We start from the raw sequence: 21,546 nt of genomic DNA, 5'->3' as shown, positions 1-21,546 counted from the left end.
AAGCACTGTTTTACAGTTTATTATATTTATATTTTTTATTTACAAGGCTTTTACCCTGGATTTTCAAATATTACAAAAGATTCCACCTGAACTTTGAAGTAAGCAAATTATTAAAATCAACAGCATGAAAACTACCTACCTCAAATTATCACTGGCCACAATACTTTTATTAGGAATCTACTCATGTCAAAAGCATGAAACCGCCGGCCTTGAAGCTTATGCCTCCACAGACTCGGCTTTTGCAGTTTCAGACAGCATTTCTTCGGCGGCTACTATGCAGATAAAAGATAAGCAGTTTATCAAAACAGCGGATATCAATATGGAAGTGAAAGATGTTTATGATGCGACCATTTCCATAGAAAAAGCCGTCCGGAACATGGGAGGTTTTGTAACTCACAGCAATCTGCAAAGTAATATTCTTTCCGAAGACACCTATAATACTTCAGATGAGGATGCCATGCTTATCAAGAAATATCAGACCGAAAATAAAATGCAGGTGAGAGTTCCTAACGAAAAATTAGGTGAATTTTTAACTTCAATTAATGATAAAAAGCTCTTTCTTCACTCCAGAATTATTAATGCAGATGATGTAACGGCCAACCTTAAATATACAGAACTGGAAGCTCAGAGAAATAAAAAGACAGAGGAGAATATTGCCCGGATAAAAACTGATAAAAACACGGTGGCCCTGAGTGATGCCAATATGAAAGAGGGAAATCAGCAACAACTGGCGCAGATGAATATTTCCGATCAGATCAAATACAGCACGGTAGATATTTACATTAAAGAACCTAAGCTTCGGGTTGCCGAAATATCCGTTACCAACATTCAAAATATTGATAATAAATATAAATTCAATTTCCTGTATGATGCCAGGAATGCTTTTGTGGAAGGATTTTATCTGATTCAAAAAATTGCAGTAGGGTTAATAAGCATCTGGCCGATTGTACTTATTGCGGGAGCTTCATTCTATTTCTGGAAAAGAAAGAAAATAAACAGTCCTTCAAAACAAAGGCTTTCTGAGGAATAACAAATAGCTATCCTAGCCAGCTAATGGTTATCAATCATAATTTTAGATTTTACTTTTCTCCATAGAAATATGGAGATTTTTTTATGGGTTATTACTGCAATAATTCTATTCATTTTTTATGTTCACAATCATGAAGCTCATACCAGTTGTAGATTTTAAGAGATTTAAATATTTCTTATTATTTTCAGGTATTCATCCCATTCATTTTTTCCTTAAATTTGCAAATTGGAAAATTAGAATTGAATTTTTCACGAATTGAAACAGACTTATTTTCTAATCTACAATTAATTCCTAATTTATGCTATCAAAAATAAATCCTATACAAACCCACAGCTGGAAAGCTCTTGACGAGCATTTTGCCAATAACGATTTTGAACTGAGAGATCTTTTTCAGGCTAATCCTAACCGTTTTAATGAATTTTCATTAAAGAGAGATCATTTCCTTTTTGATTATTCTAAAAATTTAATTGATTCCAAAACAAAGCAGCTCTTATTGAACCTGGCAGAAGAATGTCAGCTTAAAGATGCTATTTCCAAAATGTTTTCAGGGGATAAGATCAATGAAACAGAAGGAAGAGCGGTTCTTCATACTGCTTTGAGAGATTTTTCTGATAAAGAAATTCTGGTGGACGGGGAAAACATCAAACCTCAGATCAAAAGGGTTCTGGAGCATATGAAAGCTTTCTCTGAGAAAGTTATTTCCGGAGAGCACAAAGGGTTCAGTGGAAAAGAAATCACTGATGTAGTCAATATTGGAATCGGAGGATCAGATCTCGGTCCTGTCATGGTATGTTCTGCTTTAAAACATTTTAAAACCCGTTTAGACGTTCATTTCGTATCGAATGTAGACGGAAATCATATCGCAGAGGTTGTAAAGAACTTAAATCCTGAAACAACTCTGTTCATTATTGCTTCCAAAACATTTACCACCCAGGAAACCATGACGAATGCCCATTCAGCAAAAGACTGGTTTTTAAAGGCTGGTAAACAGGAAGACGTGGCCAAACACTTTGTAGCTTTATCCACTAATATACAGGAAGTTAAAAAGTTCGGAATTGCAGAGGAAAATATTTTTGAGTTCTGGGATTGGGTCGGAGGAAGATATTCTCTCTGGAGCGCCATCGGGCTAAGTATTGTGCTTGCCGTAGGCTACGAAAACTTCGAACAGCTTCTGAAGGGAGCTTTTGATACGGACCAGCATTTCCAGACGGCAGATTTCTCGGAAAACGTACCCGTTTTAATGGGGCTTTTAGGCATCTGGTACCGTAATTTCTATGCAGCTACCAGCTATGCTATTTTACCTTATTCTCAGTATCTGGACAGATTTGCAGCTTACCTTCAGCAGGGAGATATGGAAAGTAACGGAAAATGTGTAGACAGAAACGGACGTTTTGTAGAATATGAAACAGGACCTATCATTTGGGGTGAACCCGGCACGAATGGGCAACATGCTTTTTATCAATTAATTCACCAGGGAACAGAACTTATTCCTGCAGATTTTATTGCCTATGCAAAAAGCTGCAACCAGGTTTCCGATCACCAGGAAAAACTTCTTGCTAACTTTTTTGCTCAGACTGAAGCACTTGCCTTTGGAAAGACAGAGGAAGAAGTAGAGGAAGAATTAAGAAGTGCTGGCAAATCCGATGAAGAGATCGAAAGGCTCCTTAACTTCAAGGTCTTCCAGGGAAACACGCCCACTAACTCCATATTATTCAATGAACTAACTCCATTTTCACTGGGACAGTTAATCGCTATGTATGAACATAAAATTTTTGTTCAGGGAGTAATCTGGAATATCTTCAGTTTTGACCAGTTCGGAGTAGAATTAGGAAAGGTTTTAGCTAATAAAATTCTTCCGGAACTGGAAAATAATGAAGCTGTTAACTCTCATGACAGTTCTACCAACGGGCTGATCAATTACTACAAAAGAAATAAGTAAATTTGAACTCAATATCTAATAAATCGTAAAAATGGCAGAAATTCTTGACGGACTAAAGGTATCCAAGGAAATCAAAGCAGAAATCAAAGCAGAAGTTGAAAAAATTCTGGAAAGCAAAAGAAGAGCACCTCACTTGGTTGCTATTCTCGTAGGAAACAACGGGGCAAGTAAAGCCTACGTAAACAGTAAAGTAAAAGACTGCGAAGAAGTAGGATTCCGTTCATCGCTTTTAAAGTTTCCAAGTACCGTTTCGGAGTCCGAACTATTGGAAAAAATTGAGGAGCTTAATAAATCAAAAGAGGTAGACGGGTTTATTGTACAGTTACCATTACCGAAGCAAATTGATCAGGAAAAAATCATCATGGCCATTGACCCGAGAAAAGATGTGGATGGCTTCCACCCTGAGAACTTTGGAAAAATGGCATTGGAGATGGCCACCTTCTTACCGGCTACCCCGTTTGGAATTTTGACTTTATTAGAAAGATATAATATTGAAACCAAAGGTAAAGACTGTGTAATCATCGGAAGAAGTAAGATTGTAGGAAGACCTATGAGCATATTAATGGGAAGAAAAGATTTCCCTGGAAATTCTACGGTTACCCTTACCCACTCTTATACTAAAGATATTGAAGAATATACCAAGAAAGCCGATATCGTCATTACAGCTTTAGGAGATCCTCATTTCTTAAAAGGAGATATGATTAAAGAAGGAGCTGTAGTTATTGATGTAGGTATTACCAGAGTAGATGATGATTCTCCGAAAGGATATTACCTTGCAGGTGATGTAGATTTTGACAGCTGTGCTGCAAAAGCAAGCTGGATCACCCCTGTTCCCGGAGGCGTCGGACCTATGACCCGTGCAATGCTGATGAAAAATACCATCATTGCATACAAAACATCAGTCTATAATGACTAATTTAAAATGAACAAAGAAGAAGATATTTTATTAAAAGAAGGTAAAATGCTCCCTGTAATGGAGCATTTTTACACTCTTCAGGGCGAAGGAGCCCACACTGGAAAAGCCGCTTACTTTATCAGACTGGGAGGTTGTGATGTAGGCTGCCACTGGTGTGATGTAAAAGAAAGCTGGAATCCTGAACTCCACCCGCTGATGAATGCAGAGGAGATCGCAGAAACAGCGGCAAAACATTGTAAAACCATCGTATTAACAGGTGGTGAACCGCTCATGTGGAATTTAGATATTCTTACCTCCAAACTGAAAGAACTGGGATGCACTATTCATATTGAAACCTCGGGAGCTTATCCTATGAGCGGACATCTGGACTGGATTACCCTTTCTCCAAAGAAAACAGGACTTCCACAGGAAGAAATTTATCAAAAGGCCCATGAACTTAAGGTGATTGTTTTTAATAATCATGATTTTACATTCGCAGAAGAACAGGCTGCCAAAGTTTCTGAAAGCTGCAAGCTCTATCTTCAAAGCGAATGGAGCAAAAGAGATGAAATGTATCCCAAAATAACAGATTTTATTTTGGAACATCCCAAGTGGCAGGCGTCCGTACAGACACATAAATATCTGAATATCCCTTAAAAATACGTAGTTTTGTGTTCTTGATAACCTTTCAGAAGACGAATGCAAAGAATCCGATACTCCAGATACCTGAAATTTATTATCATTTCGCTTGACCTCGGCGTTATAGCTTCTGTTTTTATATTCTTTTTCCTCACCCGAAATAAAAACCTGGTCTATAATGAAGAGGTATGGTATCAGAATATCTTTTCTTTGATCCTTCTGTTCCTGTTCTGGATTCTGCTCAGTGGAAGAACGAAGATTTATAATATTGCCAGGAACCTTACCTACACCTCGTTTTTGGAACGGCTTTTCATTCATACCCTTATTTTTATATTGGGAATTTTACTGATCGGGAAAGTAAGCCGGAATGTGTTTTTCAATTCAGATATTTACCGTTTAGGAGCTTATCTTGCTTTCTTTATTTTCCTGATTAAATCCACCGTATATTTTATTATAAAATATTTTCGTTCCCTGGGTATTAATCATAGAAATATAATGTTCCTGAATGAGAATAATTCTACGGAGATACTTAAAAACATCCTGAAAAGCCGTAAAGATTACGGATATAAAATATTTGATTATAACCACCGTCTGGAAAAGGATGATCTGGTAGAGTTCTGGAAAAAAAATGGAATACATACCCTTTATATCCCTATTGAAAATAATTTCAGCAAGAAAGCAGAAAATGAACTTTTTGAATGGGCCGAGTCCAATAAAGTACACATCACCCTGATTCCCAATATTACGAAGAGTGATTTTTTCCTGTATGACCTGGACTATATTGAAACCCAGCCCGTCTTAAACCAGGCGAGATATCCGCTGGATTATTATTTTAATTTTTTATTAAAGAGGACATTTGATATTGTTTTTTCTTTAATGGTCCTGATTTTTATATGTTCATGGCTGTTTCCCATCATTGCTGTTTTAATTAAAACAAATTCAAAAGGTCCGGTATTCTTCCTTCAGAAAAGATATGGTTTCCAGGAGGAGGTTTTTAATTGTATAAAATTCAGGACTATGGTAGTAAATGAAGATTCGGCGAGGAAAACCACCAGTGAAAATGATTCGCGTATTACCAGGATTGGAACTTATTTAAGAAAGACCAGTCTTGATGAGCTTCCCCAGTTCATCAATGTCCTTAAAGGGGAAATGTCGGTAGTAGGTCCGCGCCCTCATATGCTCGCTGTGGATGATTTTTATAAATCTAAAATAGGGCGTTACTGCCTGCGAAGCATGGTAAGTCCCGGCATTACCGGCCTGGCTCAGGTAAGCGGACTGAGGGGAGATTCCGGAAATGTGGAAATTGAAATGAATAAGCGGATTCTGGCAGATGCATTTTATGTACGAAACTGGAGTTTTGTTCTGGATCTGGTCATTATTTTTAAAACCATTTTATTAGTAATAGGTGGAGATAAAAATGCAAAATAAATAATGCTTTAATAAAAAAAGTCTAATTTAGCAAAATGTTAAAAAAGTTTTTTACAGCTATAGGAGAATACATTATTCTTCTAGGTAAATCACTCCAGAAGCCTCAGAAAATGAAGGTCTTCTGGAAACTTCTTATGAGAGAAATAAACGATTTGGGTGTCAACTCCTTTGGGTTGGTCATTTTCACCTCTATATTCGTGGGAGCTGTAGTAGCCATTCAAATGTTCAATAACTTTGATGCTTCTTCATTTCCCATTCCTCCTTCATTTGTAGGATACGCTACCAAGGCGGTTCTTGTTCTGGAATTTTCTCCTACCATTATCAGTCTGATCTTAGCAGGAAAGGTTGGCTCATATATTGCTTCCAGTATTGGAACAATGAGAGTTTCCGAGCAGATTGATGCACTGGATATTATGGGTGTTAACTCTCCCAATTATCTGATATTCCCGAAGATCATCGCATGTATCATCTTTAATCCGTTGCTTATTGCGATCAGTATCGTTTTTGGTATAGGAGGAGGATATGTTGCGGGAATCCTGACGGGAAACTGGACGGAAAACGACTATATCGTGGGTATACAAATGTATATGCCTAATTTATTTATTTATTATGCATTTATAAAAACTGTGGTTTTTGCTTTTATCATTGCTACCGTGCCTTCCTATTTCGGATATTTTGTAAAAGGTGGATCCCTGGAAGTAGGTAGAGCAAGTACACAGGCCGTAGTTTGGACCATGGTATTTATTATTATTTCCGAATTAATTTTAACCCAATTAATATTGAGCTAAATGATTGAGGTAAAAGATCTTAAAAAAAGTTTTGATGATGTTGAAGTTCTGAAAGGTATTTCAGCCACATTCGATAAAGGAAAGGTAAATCTGATCATTGGGCAGAGTGGTTCCGGAAAAACTGTATTCCTGAAAAGTTTATTAAATGTTTACCAGCCTTCTTCGGGAGAAATCCTTTTTGACGGGAAAGATATTAATGTGATGTCACGGGATGAGAAACAGCATTTACGTACCGAAATAGGAACCGTATTCCAGGGAGGGGCATTATTTGACTCCTTAACCGTAGAGGAGAACATAATGTTTCCTTTGGACATGTTTACGAACCTGACCTACCGGGAAAAGAAAAAAAGGGCTTTTGAAGTTATCGGAAGAGTACATCTTGATAAAGCCAATAAAAAATTTCCTTCTGAAATTTCGGGAGGAATGCAGAAACGTGTGGCGATTGCAAGGGCGATTGTTAATAATCCCAAATATTTATTCTGTGATGAGCCCAACTCCGGTCTGGACCCTTACACTTCCAACGTAATCGATGATCTGCTGCTGGAGATCACAAAGGAATACAATACCACAACGATCATCAATACACACGATATGAACTCGGTAATGACGATTGGCGAGAAAATTGTATATCTGAGATTAGGAATTAAAGAATGGGAAGGAAATAAAGATATCCTGATTACAGCAGGCAATAAAAATTTAATTGACTTCGTTTATTCTTCAGAGCTCTTCAAAGAATTGAGAGAGTATCTGCTTGAAAACAATAAAACATCTATTGAAAATACAATTACTAAAATAGACGATAATGAAAAAGGTACTTAGTATAGCGTTAATAGGATTTTCTATGTTGGCTTCCGCCCAGATCTCTCTGGCAGGGAAGGCTAACTTAATATTTCCTACAGGTTCTCCTTCATGGAAAAACATTAAAGGCACGGTTAACGAGGCAGTGGAAGGAAAAGGAAAAAATAATGTAGGATTCAATGTAGGTCTTTCATTAAAAGCTTCTTTACCTGGTTCTTTCTTTTTAATGCCGGAGGTATATTATACTCATTTTAAAAATGATTTTACAGATTCCAGCTCCAATACATCTTTTGATATTAAAACCAACAGAATTGATGTTCCGGTACTATTGGGACATAATGTGTTGGGAAATATGCTGGGAGTATTTATAGGACCTGTAGCCAGCTTTAATCTGGATAAGGAAGATACTTTCAATGATTTCAGACAAAATTCAAAGGATAACTTCACAGTGGGTTACCAGTTCGGAGCCCAGCTGGAAATTAAAAAACTTATTGTAAATGCCAAATATGAAGGAGCATTCAGTAAAGATACCAGAAAATTCATCAATTCGGTATCGGGTGATGAGATCAGGTATGACAACCGTCCTAACTTATTTATGGTAGGATTAGGATATAAATTCTAAAGTACAATATACAATACTCATATTGATAAAAAAATCCTCAATTAAAATTGAGGATTTTTATTTTGTTGTTCGAGTTCTGCTTTGCGTCTTGCAATATCAGCAGCCTGTTTTTCAAGCTCCTCTTTCTCTTTTTGCAGTTGCTTAAATTCTTTTCTTTTCTGTTCCGCTTTTATGGCGCTTCCTTTACTTAAATATCCTACCATTCCACCGATAATAAGTCCTATCCCGATCCCTGCCATAATTCCCATAATATGGGAAAGCTTGATCTGTTCTACCGAGAAGTCGGTTGTAAGATAGAATAATAAAGCAGATACAGCTAAAAGTATAAATCCGGTAATTGATAAACTCTTCATAATCTTGTGTTTTAAAACGTCAAATTTAATAAAAATTTAAAAAAATCTTTAACAATATAAATAAATTTACAATTTTCCTCCGGCAGCTTTATAATATTCCAAGGCTTTTGGTAAATCTTTCTGAAGATCAGAAATTCTCGTTTCAGAATTGGGGTGAGTGGATAAGAACTGTGGAGTCTTACTTCCTGTAGATGCCGCTTCCATTCTATTCCAGAAAGGGATAGCTTCTCTTGGGTCATACCCCGCCATTGACATTAAATATAATCCCATTTTATCAGCCTCAGACTCCTGGTTTCTTCCATATTTTAAAAGGGCTACTTGCGAACCTACAGGGTATACCTGCTGGAAAATATTCGCCCACTCAGCATTGGAAATAGTGCTACCTAAAATAGCTCCTCCGTACTGAGCTACCATAGCCTGAGAAATTCTTTCGTTACCATGACCGGCCAGCGCATGCGATACTTCGTGTCCCATTACTACGGCTAAGCCATTGTCATTTTTAGTTACGGGTAAAATCCCGGTATATACTGCCACTTTACCTCCAGGCATACACCATGCATTCAATTCATTACTTTGCAAAAGGTTGAACTCCCATTGGTAATTAGCAAGGTCAGCAGACCTTCCTATACTCTGATAATATCTTTCCGCTGCTCCTTTTATTTTATTTCCTACTGTTTTTACTTTGTTGGCGTCTGCTGTTCCCGTAATAACTTTAGAATCGGAAAGTGTTGTTTTATATTCGTTGGCAGACATGGTTAGTATTTCAGAATTATTAGCCAGCTGCAAAGACGATCTCCCCGTAATTGGGTTAGTTGTACAAGCTGCAACTGATAAGACAGTTGCCCCTATTCCTAATAAGTGCGTAAATTTCATAGTCTATAATATAATTTATAATTCAAGGTTTACAATTTCTATTCCAAAAGGTAGTATATGCCATTATATTTGCATACATTTTGCTATTTAAAGTTAATAATAATTAAGATCATGAAAAAGCATATTGCCTTCTTCTTTATATTCGCATCATTCTTGTTTTTCCAGAGCTGTTCTTCGCAGAATACAATGGATTCAAAAACAGTGGATGCCCTGGTTAATTCCGGGGAGTTTACCTTTTATGCCCAGCGGGCCAATCCCACCAATTATGATGTGATCAACGTAATGAATTCCATTCCCAATTCCACTTCCACAAGGATACTGGATCTTACGGGCGGTAATTATACGATTGAACTGAAAAAAGATGTAATGGACGTAGCGCTTCCTTATTTCGGAAGATCATTCAATCCTTCACTGGGAAACACTGATAAAAACAGCTACCGTTTCACTTCTAAAGATTTCTCCTTTAATAAATCCCAGAATAAAAAAGGAAACTGGGTAATAAGAATTAAGCCCAATGATGTAAGCAGTCCGGAAGTGATCATGGAGGTTTATAAGAACGGAAAGGCATTTGTTTCTATGAGAAGCAATGACCGTCAGCCTATTTCTTATGACGGATATGTTTCAAAAAATGAGGTTCCTCAGCCTTAATCTTTATTTTTAGAGAGAAAATTTTTTACAAATAACTTTGCTTCGGTACTTGGATTGGACACCATTTCTGAAGCATTTTTTTTATGCTGAAGGTAGGCATCTTCCACCGTAGCATCTTTCTTTATCATGGAAAGAATATATTCCTGAACCCAATATTCGTATCTTTTTTCAGATTGCTGAATGCGCACCGATTCAAAATGTCCGTTTTTCTTTTTCAGATCGATAAACTCGTTGATTTTCTGATAAATATCTTCCAGACCTTCGTTTTGTAAAGCTGATCCTAGAAGAATAGGAACTTTCCAGCTCTTTTCCTTGGCTGGAATAAAATCCAGTGCTCTTTTTAATTCCAGCCTGGTATTTTTGGCTTTCTGCCGGTTGGAATCATCTACTTTATTGATGAAAATGATATCCAGCATTTCCATAATTCCTCTTTTTATTCCCTGGAGCTCATCACCTCCTCCGATAATTTTAATGAACAGGAAAACATCTGTAATATCCGAAACCAAAACTTCCGACTGTCCCACTCCTACGGTTTCTATGAGAATAAAATCATAACCCGCCGCTTCACAGATAAGCATCGTTTCAAAGGTTGTATTGGCCACTCCTCCTAAAAAGCCTGAGCTCGGGGAAGGCCGGATGAATGCATTTTCTTCTTTGGCCAGCTCCTCCATCCTGGTTTTATCTCCTAAAATACTGCCTTTGTTTATGGCAGAACTGGGATCTATGGCTAAAACAGCAACTTTATTTCCATTGGCAATTGCGAGCCTTCCGAAGCTTTCTATAAATGTTGATTTTCCTGCTCCCGGAACTCCGGTAACACCCACTCTCACTGAATTTCCTGTAAAAGGCATAATCTTTTTCAGCAATTCTTCGGCCTGTTCCCTATGTTCGGCTTTTTTACTTTCAACTAAAGTAATGGCTTTTGCAATCAGACGTTTATTGCCTGACTGTATTCCATTTATAAGCTCTTCTGTAGAAAATTTCATCTACCCAAAAATATAAAAATTACCTTCAACATCCCATAGAAAGGGAATTTAATTTTATTTCTTCTAAATTAAAAATACTTTCACTTTAATAAACAACAATAGTATTTCATTATTTTTGTTTACAATTAACTATTTAAACGTTATGAAAAAAATAATTGCATCATCATTCATTATTGCTGTATTACTTGCTTCATGTACCCAAAAGGCGTCTGTTGTTACAGGACCTGTGAGTACTTCATCAGAAAAGCTCGCTCAGGGAAAAACAATTTTTGAAAACTCCTGCGGAAGATGTCATGACCTCCCTGAACCTACCGCTCACACTTCCGTACAATGGGTTGGAATTATGAATGCAATGGCTCCTAAAGCCAAGCTTAATGACGAACAGCATCAGCTTGTGTATGACTATGTTGTTTCCGTAAAAAAATAAAAAAAGAAGACTTATTGAGTCTTCTTCTTTTTTTTCTTCTTTCCTTTTCCTTTCTTCATTTTATCTTTCAGGAACTTCTTCCTGTTTCCGAGGAAATCCGTCATTGATTTATTATAGCTAAACTGGCTGGCTTCTTTTAAGCTTACTAAAGCTTTTTTAAACTCTTTCTGAATTTCAAAAAAGACTGATTGAAGATAAAATATGTAAGCCTTATCAATCCCTTTAAGCTTTAAAGAAAAAAGGATAAGCTTTTGTGCCTCCTCAAGGTCTTCATTATCCAAAAGGCATTTTATATAGTATTGAGGGGTATTAATATTGGTAACATCACATTGCATTGCTTCTTCAAAATACAGCTTTGCCTGTTCATAATCCCTCAGTGTTTCACTATATATTCTTCCCATAAGACAAAGGCTGTCCGCATCTTCCGGCTCATAGGACAATGCATAGTTCAGAGCTTCAAGACAATCCGGAAGATTATAAGGGTAATTGTCCAGGGCTTCAAAATAGTATTTATTTTTAGTTAAGGTCATTTTTATAATTTTTTAATTCACTTTTTAAAACATTTCTTTGTTTTTTAAAAGTTTTGTCCTGATAATTCTTTTTAAAATCTGTCCCCGAAAAGGTACGGACCGAGTTTCCTCTTTGGACCTGGAGGTGATTATTCCAGGTTTCCTGCATTCGTATTTCCAGCTGCTTACTATATAAGTTCATTACCTTTTCTTTCAATCGGATAATGGAAAGCTTTTTATTTTCCAGCTGGGAACGTGAATCCTGAACAAAAACGCTCTGGCCCGTAGGAAAATGGGTAGCACGAACTGCCGTATTTACTTTATTTACATTTTGTCCGCCACTCCCCTGGCTTCTGGTAGTCTGAAACTGAATATCCTTTTCCTGGAAATTAATTTTCTCCAATTCTTCCCTTTCGAAAATACCGATAAACCAATTGCTCCTTTTATGTAATTTCCGGAAGGTACTTTTACCTGTCCAGCAAATGGTTCCCAGCCAGTTTTTTAAAAACCTGGAAACCTCTTTTCCTTTCAGGAGCAGGGTTACCGATTTCAGGGTGAGATTTTCGTCTCCTTCTTCCCTATGAATAATTTCATATTCAATGGTATTCTGTTTTGCTTCCTCCAGGAAGACTTTGAGAACTTTAGCAACTACCCACTGGCACTCCAAAGGCCCTCTCCCCGAGGTTATCTGTATTAATTTTTCCATTTTATTTTGGTATTTCATTAAGCCGCGGATGTCCCACGGGGTTAATTCCTTTTTCCAACAGATCTTTCGCTGCTGTTACAGCCCAGCACTTATCACTGGAATGTATATTTCTGTAGAAAGAAAGTAAAACTTCCGGGCTTACTACGGGAAATCCGTTTGCTTCGATAGTTTCCAAATCATTTCTTTCAAAAAAATCAATAGTAATCCTGTGTGTTTTTTTATTTTCATGCTCTATTGTTTTCTCATATCTGCGAAAGTTCTCTTCACTGGGTAAATGATCATACCGGGTCCAGACTTTCTGAAAGCCTTCCTGCTGGAGGATGATAATAACCCCGGCTACATTTTCTTTCTTCACAAAGATGTCTATATCCTTATGATCATGCGCATGTTTATATTCCGTATGACCGGGTTCTGACATGAAATGCCAGGCCCAGCCACCGGATATAATGATTTTATCTTTCAGCTTATTTAAAATTTCCAGGCCGCTTTCGATTCTGAATTCCGGCCAGATTTCTCCGTATCTTTTTATATTATGTGGTGCTCCCATTTTTTTTAATTTTTTATTTATCCATTCTCACAATCCTGGGCTGAAATGTTCCGAGGATATCAACGAGCTCGCTTTGTGCATTCATCACTTCATTGATATCTTTATAAGCCATAGGTGCTTCTTCTGCATTACCGCCCATCAGAACAACATTTTTAAGTTTCAATTCTTTTTTTATGTCATTTTGAGTAAAACGGCTTCTGCACTCCCCTCTGGAAAAAGCTCTTCCCGCTCCGTGTGAAGCCGAGTTCAAAGCTTCGGGATTTCCTTTTCCTTTTACAATAAATCCTTTAGCCGTCATCGAGCCGGGAATTAATCCCAATTCATTTTCATTGGCAGGAGTAGCTCCTTTTCTGTGAACAATAACTTCTTTTCCGTTATGTTTTTCTTTCCATGCAAAATTGTGATGGTTTTCAATTCTAGCTTTGACCCTTCCTCCTACTGCTTTTACGAGCCTTCGGTGAATATCGTCATGACAGGCGGAAGCATAATCTCCGGCCAGGTTCATAGCGGTCCAGTATTCCAATCCTAAGTGGGTATTCAGATCCAACCAAGCAAACTGCTGTGCTTCTTTTGGAAGAGGACACTGTTCTACGGCCACCCGGGAATAATATTGGGCAATTTCCGCCCCAAGTCCTCTGGAACCACTGTGGGACAGAATGCCGAGGTATTTTCCTGTTGGAAGTCCGATCTGTTCATCTTCTTCCGTAATTTCTACCTCTCCAAATTCCACAAAGTGATTTCCTCCTCCTGAAGTTCCCATCTGTTTGATTGCTTTTCCTTTCAGTCTTCTTAAAACCGGAATTAAATCAAATGTATCTCTGCCGAATATTTCATGGTCTACATGAGATTTATGGGTTTCATACATTCCGAATTTGGTATGCTCAGCCAGCGCCTTCTCATATTTATCTTTGGCTCCGTCCAGATAGGAGACCGGCGTATCAAGAATACTCAGGCTCATTCTACAGCCGATATCCATTCCTACTCCATAAGGGATCACCGCATTTTCCACAGCAAGAACCCCACCGATAGGAAGTCCATAACCACTGTGAGCATCCGGCATTAAAGCTCCGCCAACAGATACCGGTAATTTTAATGCGGTGTACAATTGGTTTTTGGCTTCCTCGGAAATCTGAGTTCCAAAAATCTGAAAAGCAGCCCTCTGAGTTTTAAGCATTCTTTTTTCTGTTTTTTTCGACATCAGCAAGGCTTCTGCAATTTGTCCGAAAGTGAGATCCTTCTCAAAATTTTCCGGGTTATGAAGGATATCTTTTAAAAGACCCTTTACATGATGTATGTTTTTTGTTGCAAAGTTTCTTTTCATAACTTCCAAAGCGATATTGACACTTTGATTGTTCGGATATCCTAATTTTAATATATCTTTTCCTTTAAGTTTTAAATTTCCCATTGTTTTTAATTTAAATTGATGCTCAGGGTACTGGCACTGAAGTTTCATAACCTCAGGAAATTCGTCCCTGTCTCTTTTTATTCATTAACTTATACACCAACTAAAGTTTTAGTTGACATTCAATTATCATTATTCTAAGGAGAAAATTGTAGATTCTTTCTTGATCCAATGATAACAGCAGTATCATTCCATACAGATTTAAAGAACAGAAGAACTCCTTGCAAGAGAGATTTAGCCCATCTTCAAATCAGATCAAAATGATAAAATTGATTATTAAAAGATTCCGGAAAAATTTAAATTTGAAATAGCGCGCAAAAAACCCGAAATCTGTATGACTTCGGGTTTTTGATATCTATTGTTGTAATATTTCTAAGAATGTACCAAACCACGAAGCCTTACCACCATAAGTGGTAATCCAACTGTAGAATTATGAACTGTACTGAACATTGCTTCGTTGTTTTTAAATGGTTAAACTTTATTTTCTGGTGCAAAGATATATTATTTTTTTAAATTGGGAAATTCATTTTTAAAATTTAAGAGAGACTTAAACTAAAATAACCTTACTTCCTTAGGTCCGGTCGGCTGCTTTATATCCCTGAAAATTGCACTATCACTATATTTAGCTAAGTTTCGGTGAAGGTAATCTGTAATTCATTAAGCTTTTCAATGTTTTTTTATAGTTGACTCAAGTGGAATCAGCCTGAACCGGAGAGCGTCTGCTTTTCTTAGTGCCAAAACATCGGTCATTCTGCAAAAAATAAGCCTGCTAAAAAATCAGTTTATTTCTAGCAGGCTTTAGTATCTTTCTTATTTTCATTTAATATCGATTCTTCTAATCCCGGGAGCCCTGGGAATCCATAGGCATATCCATTCCTCTGCTGTTAGGTTTGTAAACTCTTTCCGGATCCAAAAAATAGACGTTATGTCTTGCCTTGGCAATTATACCGTTGTAGACATCTTCGGGGATATCGGCAATTGTTTTCTCTGCTGTTGTTTCCGGTTGTTTTTTATAGACTTCGATAGCTCCTTTTTCATTGAGAAGGCTTTTTGCTTTCTGAGCTTCTTCGAGGGTATCAGTATATACTACAATATCATGATTGCCAACACTTTCTTTACTGTAAGCGGATAATAGTTCTCCTTTTTTTACGAAAAGAAAGTCCCAAAAGCTTTTTGTTTTTTCATCTTCTTCATAATTATCGGAAGAGGAACCGTGATGCAGTTTCGATTTGGAGACGATGATCTCTGCCTCATCAAAACCGTTATTTACTAAGTCTTTTTTAACTCCTTCTACATCTACTGATGCAGGAAATACTGAGATTACTGTATAAGGCATAATAAAAATTTTCTTTTATAAATGCAAAAATTATACAATTTGTAATCTATATGCTTTTATTTTTCATGATTTATGAAAGCTTCTAAAATATCCACGGCACATTTGGGTAAATTGGTTCCGGGACCAAATATAAAATCCGCACCATTGTTATAAAGGAACTCATAGTCCTGCTGAGGGATCACACCTCCTACCACAATGGTAATATCATCTGCTCCTAATTTTTTAAGTTCTTCCACTACCTGAGGTACCAGTGTTTTATGCCCTGCTGCCAATGAAGACACTCCCAGGATATGGATGTCATTTTCCACGGCCTGCTTTGCCACTTCTTCAGGAGTCTGGAATAATGGAGCCACATCGACATCGAATCCCATATCTGCAAAGGCTGTTGCTACAACTTTGGCTCCTCTGTCGTGTCCGTCCTGTCCCATCTTGGCAACCATTAATCGTGGACGGCGGCCTTCTTCTTCTTCAAACTGCTGAGTAAGCCCGAGTGCTTTCTCAAAATATTCATTTTTACCTGCATTCATAGCGTATACTCCAGAAATTGTTTTAATATTCGCTTTATATCTGCCAAAGCTTTCTTCCATGGCATCACTCATTTCTCCTAAAGTTACTCTTCTCCGGGCCGCTTCGATACATAAAGCCAGAAGATTTCCTTTTCCTGTTTTAGCACTTTCCCTGATCTCATTGAGGATCTGCTGTACGGCTTCAGTATTTCTTTCTGCCTTGATCTTATTTAGTCTTTCAATCTGCTTTCTGCGGACTTCTGTATTATCAATATCCAGAATTTCTATTTCATCCTGTTTTAATGAAGATTTAAAAGAATTTACTCCTATAATGAATTCTTCTCCACTATCAATTTTAGCTTGTTTACGGGCGGCGGCCTCTTCAATTCTCATTTTAGGGATTCCGGCTTCAATGGCTTTCGTCATTCCTCCTTCCTGCTCTACCTCATCAATATATTTCATAGCCTCCTCTATCATCTGCTGGGTAAGGCTTTCTACGAGATTACTTCCGCCCATCGGATCCACTACATCACAAATTCCGCTTTCCTGCTGTAAAATAATCTGGGTATTTCTCGCAATTTTTGCTGAATAGTCTGTAGGAAGGGCTATCGCTTCATCCAAAGCATTAGTATGAAGGGACTGTGTTCCCCCCAGTGCTGAAGATAAGGCTTCAATAGCTGTACGGGTGATATTATTAAAGGGTTCCTGTTCTGTGAGTGACCATCCTGAAGTTTGTGAATGGGTTCTAAGGGCAAGGGATTTTGGGTTCTGTGGATTAAACTGCTTCAAAAGATTGGCCCAGATATAACGGGCTGCTCTCATTTTAGCAATTTCCATGAAGTGATTCATTCCAATAGCCCAGAAAAATGAAAGTCTCGGAGCAAAGTCATCTACATTCATTCCTGCCTGGATTCCGGTTCTTACATATTCCAGACCGTCGGCCAATGTATAGGCCATTTCGAGAACAGGAGTTGCTCCTGCTTCCTGCATATGATATCCGGAGATGGAAATGGAATTAAATTTAGGTATATTCTGAGAAGTATATTCAAAGATATCTGCAATAATCTTCATGGAAGGAGCCGGCGGATAGATGTAGGTATTCCTTACCATAAATTCTTTGAGAATATCATTCTGGATGGTTCCGGAAAGCTGTTCCTGCTTTACACCCTGTTCTTCGGCCGCTACGATATAAAATGAAAGAATGGGAAGTACTGCTCCATTCATCGTCATGGAAACGGATATCTGATCCAGTGGTATTTCATTGAAAAGGATCTTCATGTCCTCCACGGAATCAATAGCCACTCCTGCTTTCCCTACATCTCCCACTACTCTTGTATGATCTGAGTCATATCCTCGGTGAGTTGCCAGATCAAAGGCAACCGACAGTCCTTTCTGTCCTGCTGCCAGGTTTCTTGTGTAAAAAGCATTGGACTCTTCAGCGGTTGAAAAACCTGCATACTGACGGATGGTCCAAGGTTTCTGTACATACATGGTGGAATACGGACCTCTTAAGTAAGGAGCTATTCCGGGTAATGTGTGAACCAGTGTCTTGTCTTTTACATCTTCTTCTTTATAAGATGACTGAAGCTGAAGACCATCTTTTTCAAAGCGGTAAATTTCCGTTTCATTCCCAACCAGATTAAATTGAGGAGTTTTATTTTTAACCTCTCTTCTCATACTTTTCAGATTTATAGGTTGCTAAATTTACGGATTTTCAAATGAATATTTAACATAAAAAAAGCACCCTATTTCAGGTGCTTACGTTTCTTATTTCAGTTTTTTAATTCCCATTTCAAAGAGTGCGAAAGAGATCAGGTCTGCATTTTCACTTATGATCTGATCGGTTGCCCTACCGGCTCCGTGTCCGGCATTCTTTTCAATTCTGACAAGCACGGGGCGATCACAAGCCTGTTTTTCCTGCAACTCCGCTCCAAATTTAAATGAATGGGCAGGAACTACCCTGTCATCATGATCACTTGTAATAATCATAGTGGAAGGATAGCATGTTCCGGCTTTTACGTTATGAACGGGTGAATAGGATTTCAGGTATTCAAACATTTCTTTGTTATCTTCCGCTGTTCCATAGTCATAAGACCATCCGGCTCCTGCTGTAAATTTATTGTATCTCAACATATCCAGAACTCCTACACCCGGGAATGCCACTCTGGCCAGATCCGGTCTCATAGTCATGGTTGCACCTACCAGAAGTCCTCCGTTTGATCTTCCTGAAAGTGCCATGTATTCTTTTGAGGTATATCCTTTAGACTGTAAATATTCTCCGGCTGCAATGAAGTCATTGAATACATTTTTCTTTTGCATTTTGGTTCCTGCATCATGCCATTTTTTTCCATATTCACCTCCACCGCGAATATTCGGAACGGCATAGATTCCTCCATTCTCCATCCAAATTGCATTTACTACTGAGAAAGCCGGCTGTAAACTGATGTTGAACCCTCCGTATGAATAAAGGATCGTAGGGTTTTTACCATCCAGCTTGATCCCTTTTTTATAGTTGATCATCATCGGAACTTTAGTTCCGTCTTTAGAGGTATAGAAAACCTGCTCGGAAACATAATCCCCGGGATTAAATTTTACTTTCGGCTTTTGGTATACTTCCGATTTTCCGGAATCTGCATTAAATTTATAAATGGTTCCGGGCGTTATATAATTGGTAAATGAGAAATACAGGTCTTTTTCTTTTTTCTTTCCTCCTAATCCCGAAACATTTCCTTTCCCCGGAAGAGTAATGTCTCTTACCAGTTTTCCGTTTTTGTCATATTGTTTCACCTGGTCTATGGCATCAATCATATAAGTGGCAAAGAAATAACCACCTCCTGAAGAAATTCCCAATACGTTTTCGGTTTGAGGTATTACATCTTTCCAGTTTGCCGGCACCGGGTTTTGGATATTGGTTTTTACAAGACGCATATTAGGAGCATCTTTATCTGTAAAAATGAAAAGATCATCGCCGTCCGTATCTACAATATTGGCATTGATATCAAAGCCTTTTACAATTTGAACAAAGTCTCCTCCTTTCTTCAGATCTTTTATGTAAAGCTCGTTTCCGTTGGTAGCATTGGCTGCCGAAATAATCAGGTATCTCTGATCTTCGGAAACTTCAGCTCCCAGGTATCTCCGTGGTGTCTTTTCGCCGCCGAAAATAAGCTGGTCTTCACTTTGTTTTGTTCCCAGCTTATGAAAATAAACTTTATGCTTATCCGTCATTCCGGAAAGAACCGTTCCTTCTTTAGGCTTGTCATAGCTTGAATAGTAGAAGCCTTCATCACCCAGCCATGAGATACCACTGAATTTCACATCCACCAATGTTTCGTCTATCTGCTTTTTGGTAATAGCATCAATGATAATAATCTTATTCCAGTCACTACCTCCTTCAGAAATAGAATAGGCAGCCAGGTTTCCTTTTTTATTGAAAGAGAGCTGGGATAGGGATGTAGTTCCTTTTTCCGAAAATTTATTCGGATCCAGAAATTCTTCTGTTACTTTGGTTTTATTGTTGGTTCTGTATATTACGGATTGAGCCTGCAGCCCGTTATTCTTGGAATAATAGGTGTAATCTCCTTCTATGGAAGGTGCGGAAATTTTTTCGTAATTCCATATTTCCGTCAATTGTTTTTTTACCTGATCACGAAACGGAATCTTTGAAAGATAATTCTGGCTGAAGGCAACTTCTTCATCCACCCATTTTTTAGTTGGTTCAGAGTCATTTTCCAGATCCCTGTACGGATCTGCAACAGATGTTCCGAAATAGGTATCTGTCTGGCTCCCTTTTAAAGCTTTAGGATAATTCATTTTCTGAGAATACAATGTGGCTGAAAATAATACTCCAGCTGTTAATACAATTGGTTTAAAATTCATACTGAACGGTTTTACCAAAAATACACAAAGTATATTAAAGAAAAAAACTGCAATAATTTCCGGCAATTCCAATTACGAAGCACAAAAAAAGTCCTGAAAAATCAGGACTTGAATATGATTGATCTATTTTTTAATAATTATCTTCCTCTCCTTTCATCTTTTCTGCATTCTCTGCCATAATCACCGCATCTATCATTTCGGAGATATCCCCGTTCATGTAAGCATCGAGGTTGTACATGGACTTATTGATCCTATGATCGGTAACCCTTCCCTGAGGATAATTGTAGGTTTTAATTTTTGCTGAACGGTCTCCTGTTGATACCATTGTTTTCCTTTGGGCTGCAATATCTCCCTGTACTTCCTGCAGTTTGATATCGTATAATTTGGCACGAAGCATTTCCATGGCCAGTTCACGGTTAGCCAGCTGAGAACGGGCCTGCTGACATACGACCACAATTCCGGAAGGCTTGTGGGTAAGCTGAACTTTAGTTTCTACCTTGTTAACGTTCTGTCCTCCGGCTCCTCCTGAACGGGAAGTCTGCATTTCAATATCTGCGGGATTAATTTCCACATCTACTTCTTCGGCTTCCGGCAATACGGCAATCGTTATTGCAGAGGTATGAACCCTTCCCTGAGATTCCGTTTCAGGAACACGCTGTACCCGGTGAACCCCTGATTCAAATTTCATGATTCCGTAAACTCCTTCTCCTTCCACCTTCATGATTAATTCTTTATATCCTTTCGCCGCTTCATTGGAGTCTGTGACTTCATGTCTCCAGCCTTTTGTTTTGAAGTACATGGTATACATTCTATAGATATCTTCCACAAAGATAGCAGCTTCATCTCCTCCTGTTCCGGCGCGCAATTCTACAATAACATTTTTATCATCAGCAGGATCTTTTGGAATTAATAAAACTTTCAGCTCTTCTTCCAGTCCCGGAATTTTTTCCTGGGCTTCCATCTTTTCCATTTTGGCCAGATCCACCAGATCTTTATCGGAACCGTCTGCAATAATTTCATCCGATTCTTCAATAGTATCAAGGGCAGATTTATACTGATCATAAACTCTTACAATTTTTCCTAAATCGCTATACTCCTTATTCAGAGAAGAATATCTTTTCTGATCCGAAATTACATCAGGCTGAATAATAAGGTCTGCTACCTCATTATATCGTTGTTTTATGGCTTCCAGCTTTGGAATTAAAGATTTAGACATTGTAGAAATTTTGTGCCTGCAA

21 protein-coding genes are annotated in these 21,546 nt (G+C 38.0%); 10 read left to right on the top strand and 11 right to left on the bottom strand.

Annotated elements, in window-relative coordinates:
- Nucleotides 1–124 precede the first annotated feature (124 nt).
- The 8 genes from ABJ974_RS00885 to ABJ974_RS00850 all read left to right on the top strand — a co-directional run bounded on the left by ABJ974_RS00885 (nt 125) and on the right by ABJ974_RS00850 (nt 8,139).
- Nucleotides 125–1,030, top strand: a complete 906-nt coding sequence (locus tag ABJ974_RS00885) for a DUF4349 domain-containing protein (protein WP_419869514.1) — start codon at nt 125–127, stop codon at nt 1,028–1,030.
- Between the two features lie 298 nt (nt 1,031–1,328).
- Nucleotides 1,329–2,969 (top strand): glucose-6-phosphate isomerase, encoded by a 1,641-nt coding sequence (gene pgi / locus ABJ974_RS00880; RefSeq protein ID WP_419869513.1) that lies wholly within the window; start codon nt 1,329–1,331, stop codon nt 2,967–2,969.
- A gap of 31 nt (nt 2,970–3,000) precedes the next feature.
- The gene (locus ABJ974_RS00875; RefSeq protein ID WP_419869512.1) at nt 3,001–3,885 is read left to right on the top strand and encodes a bifunctional 5,10-methylenetetrahydrofolate dehydrogenase/5,10-methenyltetrahydrofolate cyclohydrolase; all 885 of its coding nucleotides are present in this window, start codon (nt 3,001–3,003) and stop codon (nt 3,883–3,885) included.
- Between the two features lie 6 nt (nt 3,886–3,891).
- Complete coding sequence (locus tag ABJ974_RS00870) at nt 3,892–4,521, top strand: 7-carboxy-7-deazaguanine synthase QueE (protein WP_419869511.1); 630 nt, start codon at nt 3,892–3,894, stop codon at nt 4,519–4,521.
- 42 nt (nt 4,522–4,563) lie between these two features.
- Nucleotides 4,564–5,931: an exopolysaccharide biosynthesis polyprenyl glycosylphosphotransferase gene (locus tag ABJ974_RS00865; RefSeq protein WP_419869510.1), complete on the top strand. Its 1,368-nt coding sequence runs from the start codon at nt 4,564–4,566 to the stop codon at nt 5,929–5,931.
- A gap of 35 nt (nt 5,932–5,966) precedes the next feature.
- Nucleotides 5,967–6,719, top strand: a complete 753-nt coding sequence (locus ABJ974_RS00860; protein WP_419869509.1) for an MlaE family ABC transporter permease — start codon at nt 5,967–5,969, stop codon at nt 6,717–6,719.
- Entirely contained in the window at nt 6,720–7,538 is an 819-nt protein-coding gene (locus ABJ974_RS00855) for an ABC transporter ATP-binding protein (RefSeq protein WP_419869508.1), read from the top strand.
- Entirely contained in the window at nt 7,522–8,139 is a 618-nt protein-coding gene (locus ABJ974_RS00850) for an outer membrane protein (protein WP_419869507.1), read from the top strand. Before ABJ974_RS00855 ends, ABJ974_RS00850 begins: the two co-directional genes overlap by 17 nt.
- Before the next feature lie 41 nt (nt 8,140–8,180).
- On the opposite strand, the gene ABJ974_RS00845 is transcribed toward ABJ974_RS00850, so the two are convergent.
- A complete protein-coding gene (locus tag ABJ974_RS00845) occupies nt 8,181–8,492 on the bottom strand; it encodes a hypothetical protein (protein ID WP_419869506.1) in 312 nt (103 codons plus the stop codon).
- A 66-nt stretch (nt 8,493–8,558) separates the two neighbouring features.
- The gene (locus ABJ974_RS00840) at nt 8,559–9,365 is read right to left on the bottom strand and encodes a M48 family metallopeptidase (RefSeq protein ID WP_419869505.1); all 807 of its coding nucleotides are present in this window, start codon (nt 9,363–9,365) and stop codon (nt 8,559–8,561) included.
- Nucleotides 9,366–9,476: 111 nt separating this feature from the next.
- On the opposite strand from ABJ974_RS00840, the gene ABJ974_RS00835 reads away from it, so the two are divergent.
- Entirely contained in the window at nt 9,477–10,013 is a 537-nt protein-coding gene (locus ABJ974_RS00835; RefSeq protein ID WP_419869504.1) for a DUF4251 domain-containing protein, read from the top strand.
- Here ABJ974_RS00835 and meaB read toward each other — a convergent pair.
- Nucleotides 10,010–10,999 carry a methylmalonyl Co-A mutase-associated GTPase MeaB gene (meaB, locus tag ABJ974_RS00830; protein ID WP_419869503.1) on the bottom strand — a complete coding sequence of 330 codons (990 nt, stop codon included), beginning with the start codon at nt 10,997–10,999 and terminating at the stop codon, nt 10,010–10,012. The genes ABJ974_RS00835 and meaB overlap by 4 nt on opposite strands.
- A 142-nt stretch (nt 11,000–11,141) precedes the next feature.
- Here meaB and ABJ974_RS00825 point away from each other — a divergent pair, with 142 nt between their 5' ends.
- Nucleotides 11,142–11,426, top strand: a complete 285-nt coding sequence (locus ABJ974_RS00825; protein ID WP_419869502.1) for a c-type cytochrome — start codon at nt 11,142–11,144, stop codon at nt 11,424–11,426.
- An 11-nt stretch (nt 11,427–11,437) separates the two neighbouring features.
- Here ABJ974_RS00825 and ABJ974_RS00820 read toward each other — a convergent pair whose 3' ends face one another.
- From ABJ974_RS00820 to prfA, 8 genes are all read right to left on the bottom strand, one after another.
- Nucleotides 11,438–11,956 (bottom strand): tetratricopeptide repeat protein, encoded by a 519-nt coding sequence (locus tag ABJ974_RS00820; RefSeq protein WP_419869501.1) that lies wholly within the window; start codon nt 11,954–11,956, stop codon nt 11,438–11,440.
- The gene (gene prfH, locus ABJ974_RS00815; protein WP_419869500.1) at nt 11,943–12,641 is read right to left on the bottom strand and encodes a peptide chain release factor H; all 699 of its coding nucleotides are present in this window, start codon (nt 12,639–12,641) and stop codon (nt 11,943–11,945) included. The genes ABJ974_RS00820 and prfH overlap by 14 nt, the downstream gene beginning before the upstream one ends.
- Before the next feature lies 1 nt (nt 12,642).
- The gene (locus tag ABJ974_RS00810; RefSeq protein ID WP_419869499.1) at nt 12,643–13,188 is read right to left on the bottom strand and encodes a nucleotidyltransferase family protein; all 546 of its coding nucleotides are present in this window, start codon (nt 13,186–13,188) and stop codon (nt 12,643–12,645) included.
- Nucleotides 13,189–13,201: 13 nt separating this feature from the next.
- Nucleotides 13,202–14,593 (bottom strand): RtcB family protein, encoded by a 1,392-nt coding sequence (locus ABJ974_RS00805; protein WP_419869498.1) that lies wholly within the window; start codon nt 14,591–14,593, stop codon nt 13,202–13,204.
- An 832-nt stretch (nt 14,594–15,425) separates the two neighbouring features.
- Nucleotides 15,426–15,926 (bottom strand): hypothetical protein, encoded by a 501-nt coding sequence (locus tag ABJ974_RS00800; protein ID WP_419869497.1) that lies wholly within the window; start codon nt 15,924–15,926, stop codon nt 15,426–15,428.
- Nucleotides 15,927–15,982: 56 nt separating this feature from the next.
- Entirely contained in the window at nt 15,983–18,109 is a 2,127-nt protein-coding gene (gene scpA / locus ABJ974_RS00795) for a methylmalonyl-CoA mutase (protein ID WP_419869496.1), read from the bottom strand.
- A 90-nt stretch (nt 18,110–18,199) separates the two neighbouring features.
- Nucleotides 18,200–20,308, bottom strand: coding sequence for a prolyl oligopeptidase family serine peptidase (locus ABJ974_RS00790; RefSeq protein ID WP_419869495.1), 2,109 nt, complete (start codon nt 20,306–20,308; stop codon nt 18,200–18,202).
- A gap of 130 nt (nt 20,309–20,438) precedes the next feature.
- Nucleotides 20,439–21,524, bottom strand: a complete 1,086-nt coding sequence (prfA, locus tag ABJ974_RS00785) for a peptide chain release factor 1 (protein ID WP_419869494.1) — start codon at nt 21,522–21,524, stop codon at nt 20,439–20,441.
- Nucleotides 21,525–21,546 lie beyond the last annotated feature (22 nt).

The sequence above is a fragment of the Chryseobacterium sp. CT-SW4 genome (assembly GCF_048572715.1).
In the GTDB taxonomy this organism is placed as follows: Bacteria; Bacteroidota; Bacteroidia; order Flavobacteriales; family Weeksellaceae; genus Chryseobacterium.
The sequence above is the reverse complement of the archived record's forward strand: the minus strand, read 5'-3'. Positions and strand labels throughout refer to the sequence as shown.

Bases quoted from the DNA above. Each gene is read 5' to 3' on its own strand.
- ABJ974_RS00865 (WP_419869510.1), top strand. From the start codon at position 4,564: ATGCAAAGAATCCGATACTCCAGATACCTGAAATTTATTATCATTTCG.
- ABJ974_RS00820 (WP_419869501.1), bottom strand. From the start codon at position 11,956: ATGACCTTAACTAAAAATAAATACTATTTTGAAGCCCTGGACAATTAC.
- ABJ974_RS00800 (WP_419869497.1), bottom strand. From the start codon at position 15,926: ATGCCTTATACAGTAATCTCAGTATTTCCTGCATCAGTAGATGTAGAA.
- ABJ974_RS00875 (WP_419869512.1), top strand. From the start codon at position 3,001: ATGGCAGAAATTCTTGACGGACTAAAGGTATCCAAGGAAATCAAAGCA.
- ABJ974_RS00855 (WP_419869508.1), top strand. From the start codon at position 6,720: ATGATTGAGGTAAAAGATCTTAAAAAAAGTTTTGATGATGTTGAAGTT.
- ABJ974_RS00835 (WP_419869504.1), top strand. From the start codon at position 9,477: ATGAAAAAGCATATTGCCTTCTTCTTTATATTCGCATCATTCTTGTTT.
- prfH (WP_419869500.1), bottom strand. From the start codon at position 12,641: ATGGAAAAATTAATACAGATAACCTCGGGGAGAGGGCCTTTGGAGTGC.
- ABJ974_RS00825 (WP_419869502.1), top strand. From the start codon at position 11,142: ATGAAAAAAATAATTGCATCATCATTCATTATTGCTGTATTACTTGCT.
- prfA (WP_419869494.1), bottom strand. From the start codon at position 21,524: ATGTCTAAATCTTTAATTCCAAAGCTGGAAGCCATAAAACAACGATAT.
- ABJ974_RS00845 (WP_419869506.1), bottom strand. From the start codon at position 8,492: ATGAAGAGTTTATCAATTACCGGATTTATACTTTTAGCTGTATCTGCT.
- ABJ974_RS00810 (WP_419869499.1), bottom strand. From the start codon at position 13,188: ATGGGAGCACCACATAATATAAAAAGATACGGAGAAATCTGGCCGGAA.
- ABJ974_RS00885 (WP_419869514.1), top strand. From the start codon at position 125: ATGAAAACTACCTACCTCAAATTATCACTGGCCACAATACTTTTATTA.
- ABJ974_RS00870 (WP_419869511.1), top strand. From the start codon at position 3,892: ATGAACAAAGAAGAAGATATTTTATTAAAAGAAGGTAAAATGCTCCCT.
- ABJ974_RS00790 (WP_419869495.1), bottom strand. From the start codon at position 20,308: ATGAATTTTAAACCAATTGTATTAACAGCTGGAGTATTATTTTCAGCC.
- ABJ974_RS00805 (WP_419869498.1), bottom strand. From the start codon at position 14,593: ATGGGAAATTTAAAACTTAAAGGAAAAGATATATTAAAATTAGGATAT.
- meaB (WP_419869503.1), bottom strand. From the start codon at position 10,999: ATGAAATTTTCTACAGAAGAGCTTATAAATGGAATACAGTCAGGCAAT.
- ABJ974_RS00840 (WP_419869505.1), bottom strand. From the start codon at position 9,365: ATGAAATTTACGCACTTATTAGGAATAGGGGCAACTGTCTTATCAGTT.
- ABJ974_RS00860 (WP_419869509.1), top strand. From the start codon at position 5,967: ATGTTAAAAAAGTTTTTTACAGCTATAGGAGAATACATTATTCTTCTA.
- pgi (WP_419869513.1), top strand. From the start codon at position 1,329: ATGCTATCAAAAATAAATCCTATACAAACCCACAGCTGGAAAGCTCTT.
- ABJ974_RS00850 (WP_419869507.1), top strand. From the start codon at position 7,522: ATGAAAAAGGTACTTAGTATAGCGTTAATAGGATTTTCTATGTTGGCT.
- scpA (WP_419869496.1), bottom strand. From the start codon at position 18,109: ATGAGAAGAGAGGTTAAAAATAAAACTCCTCAATTTAATCTGGTTGGG.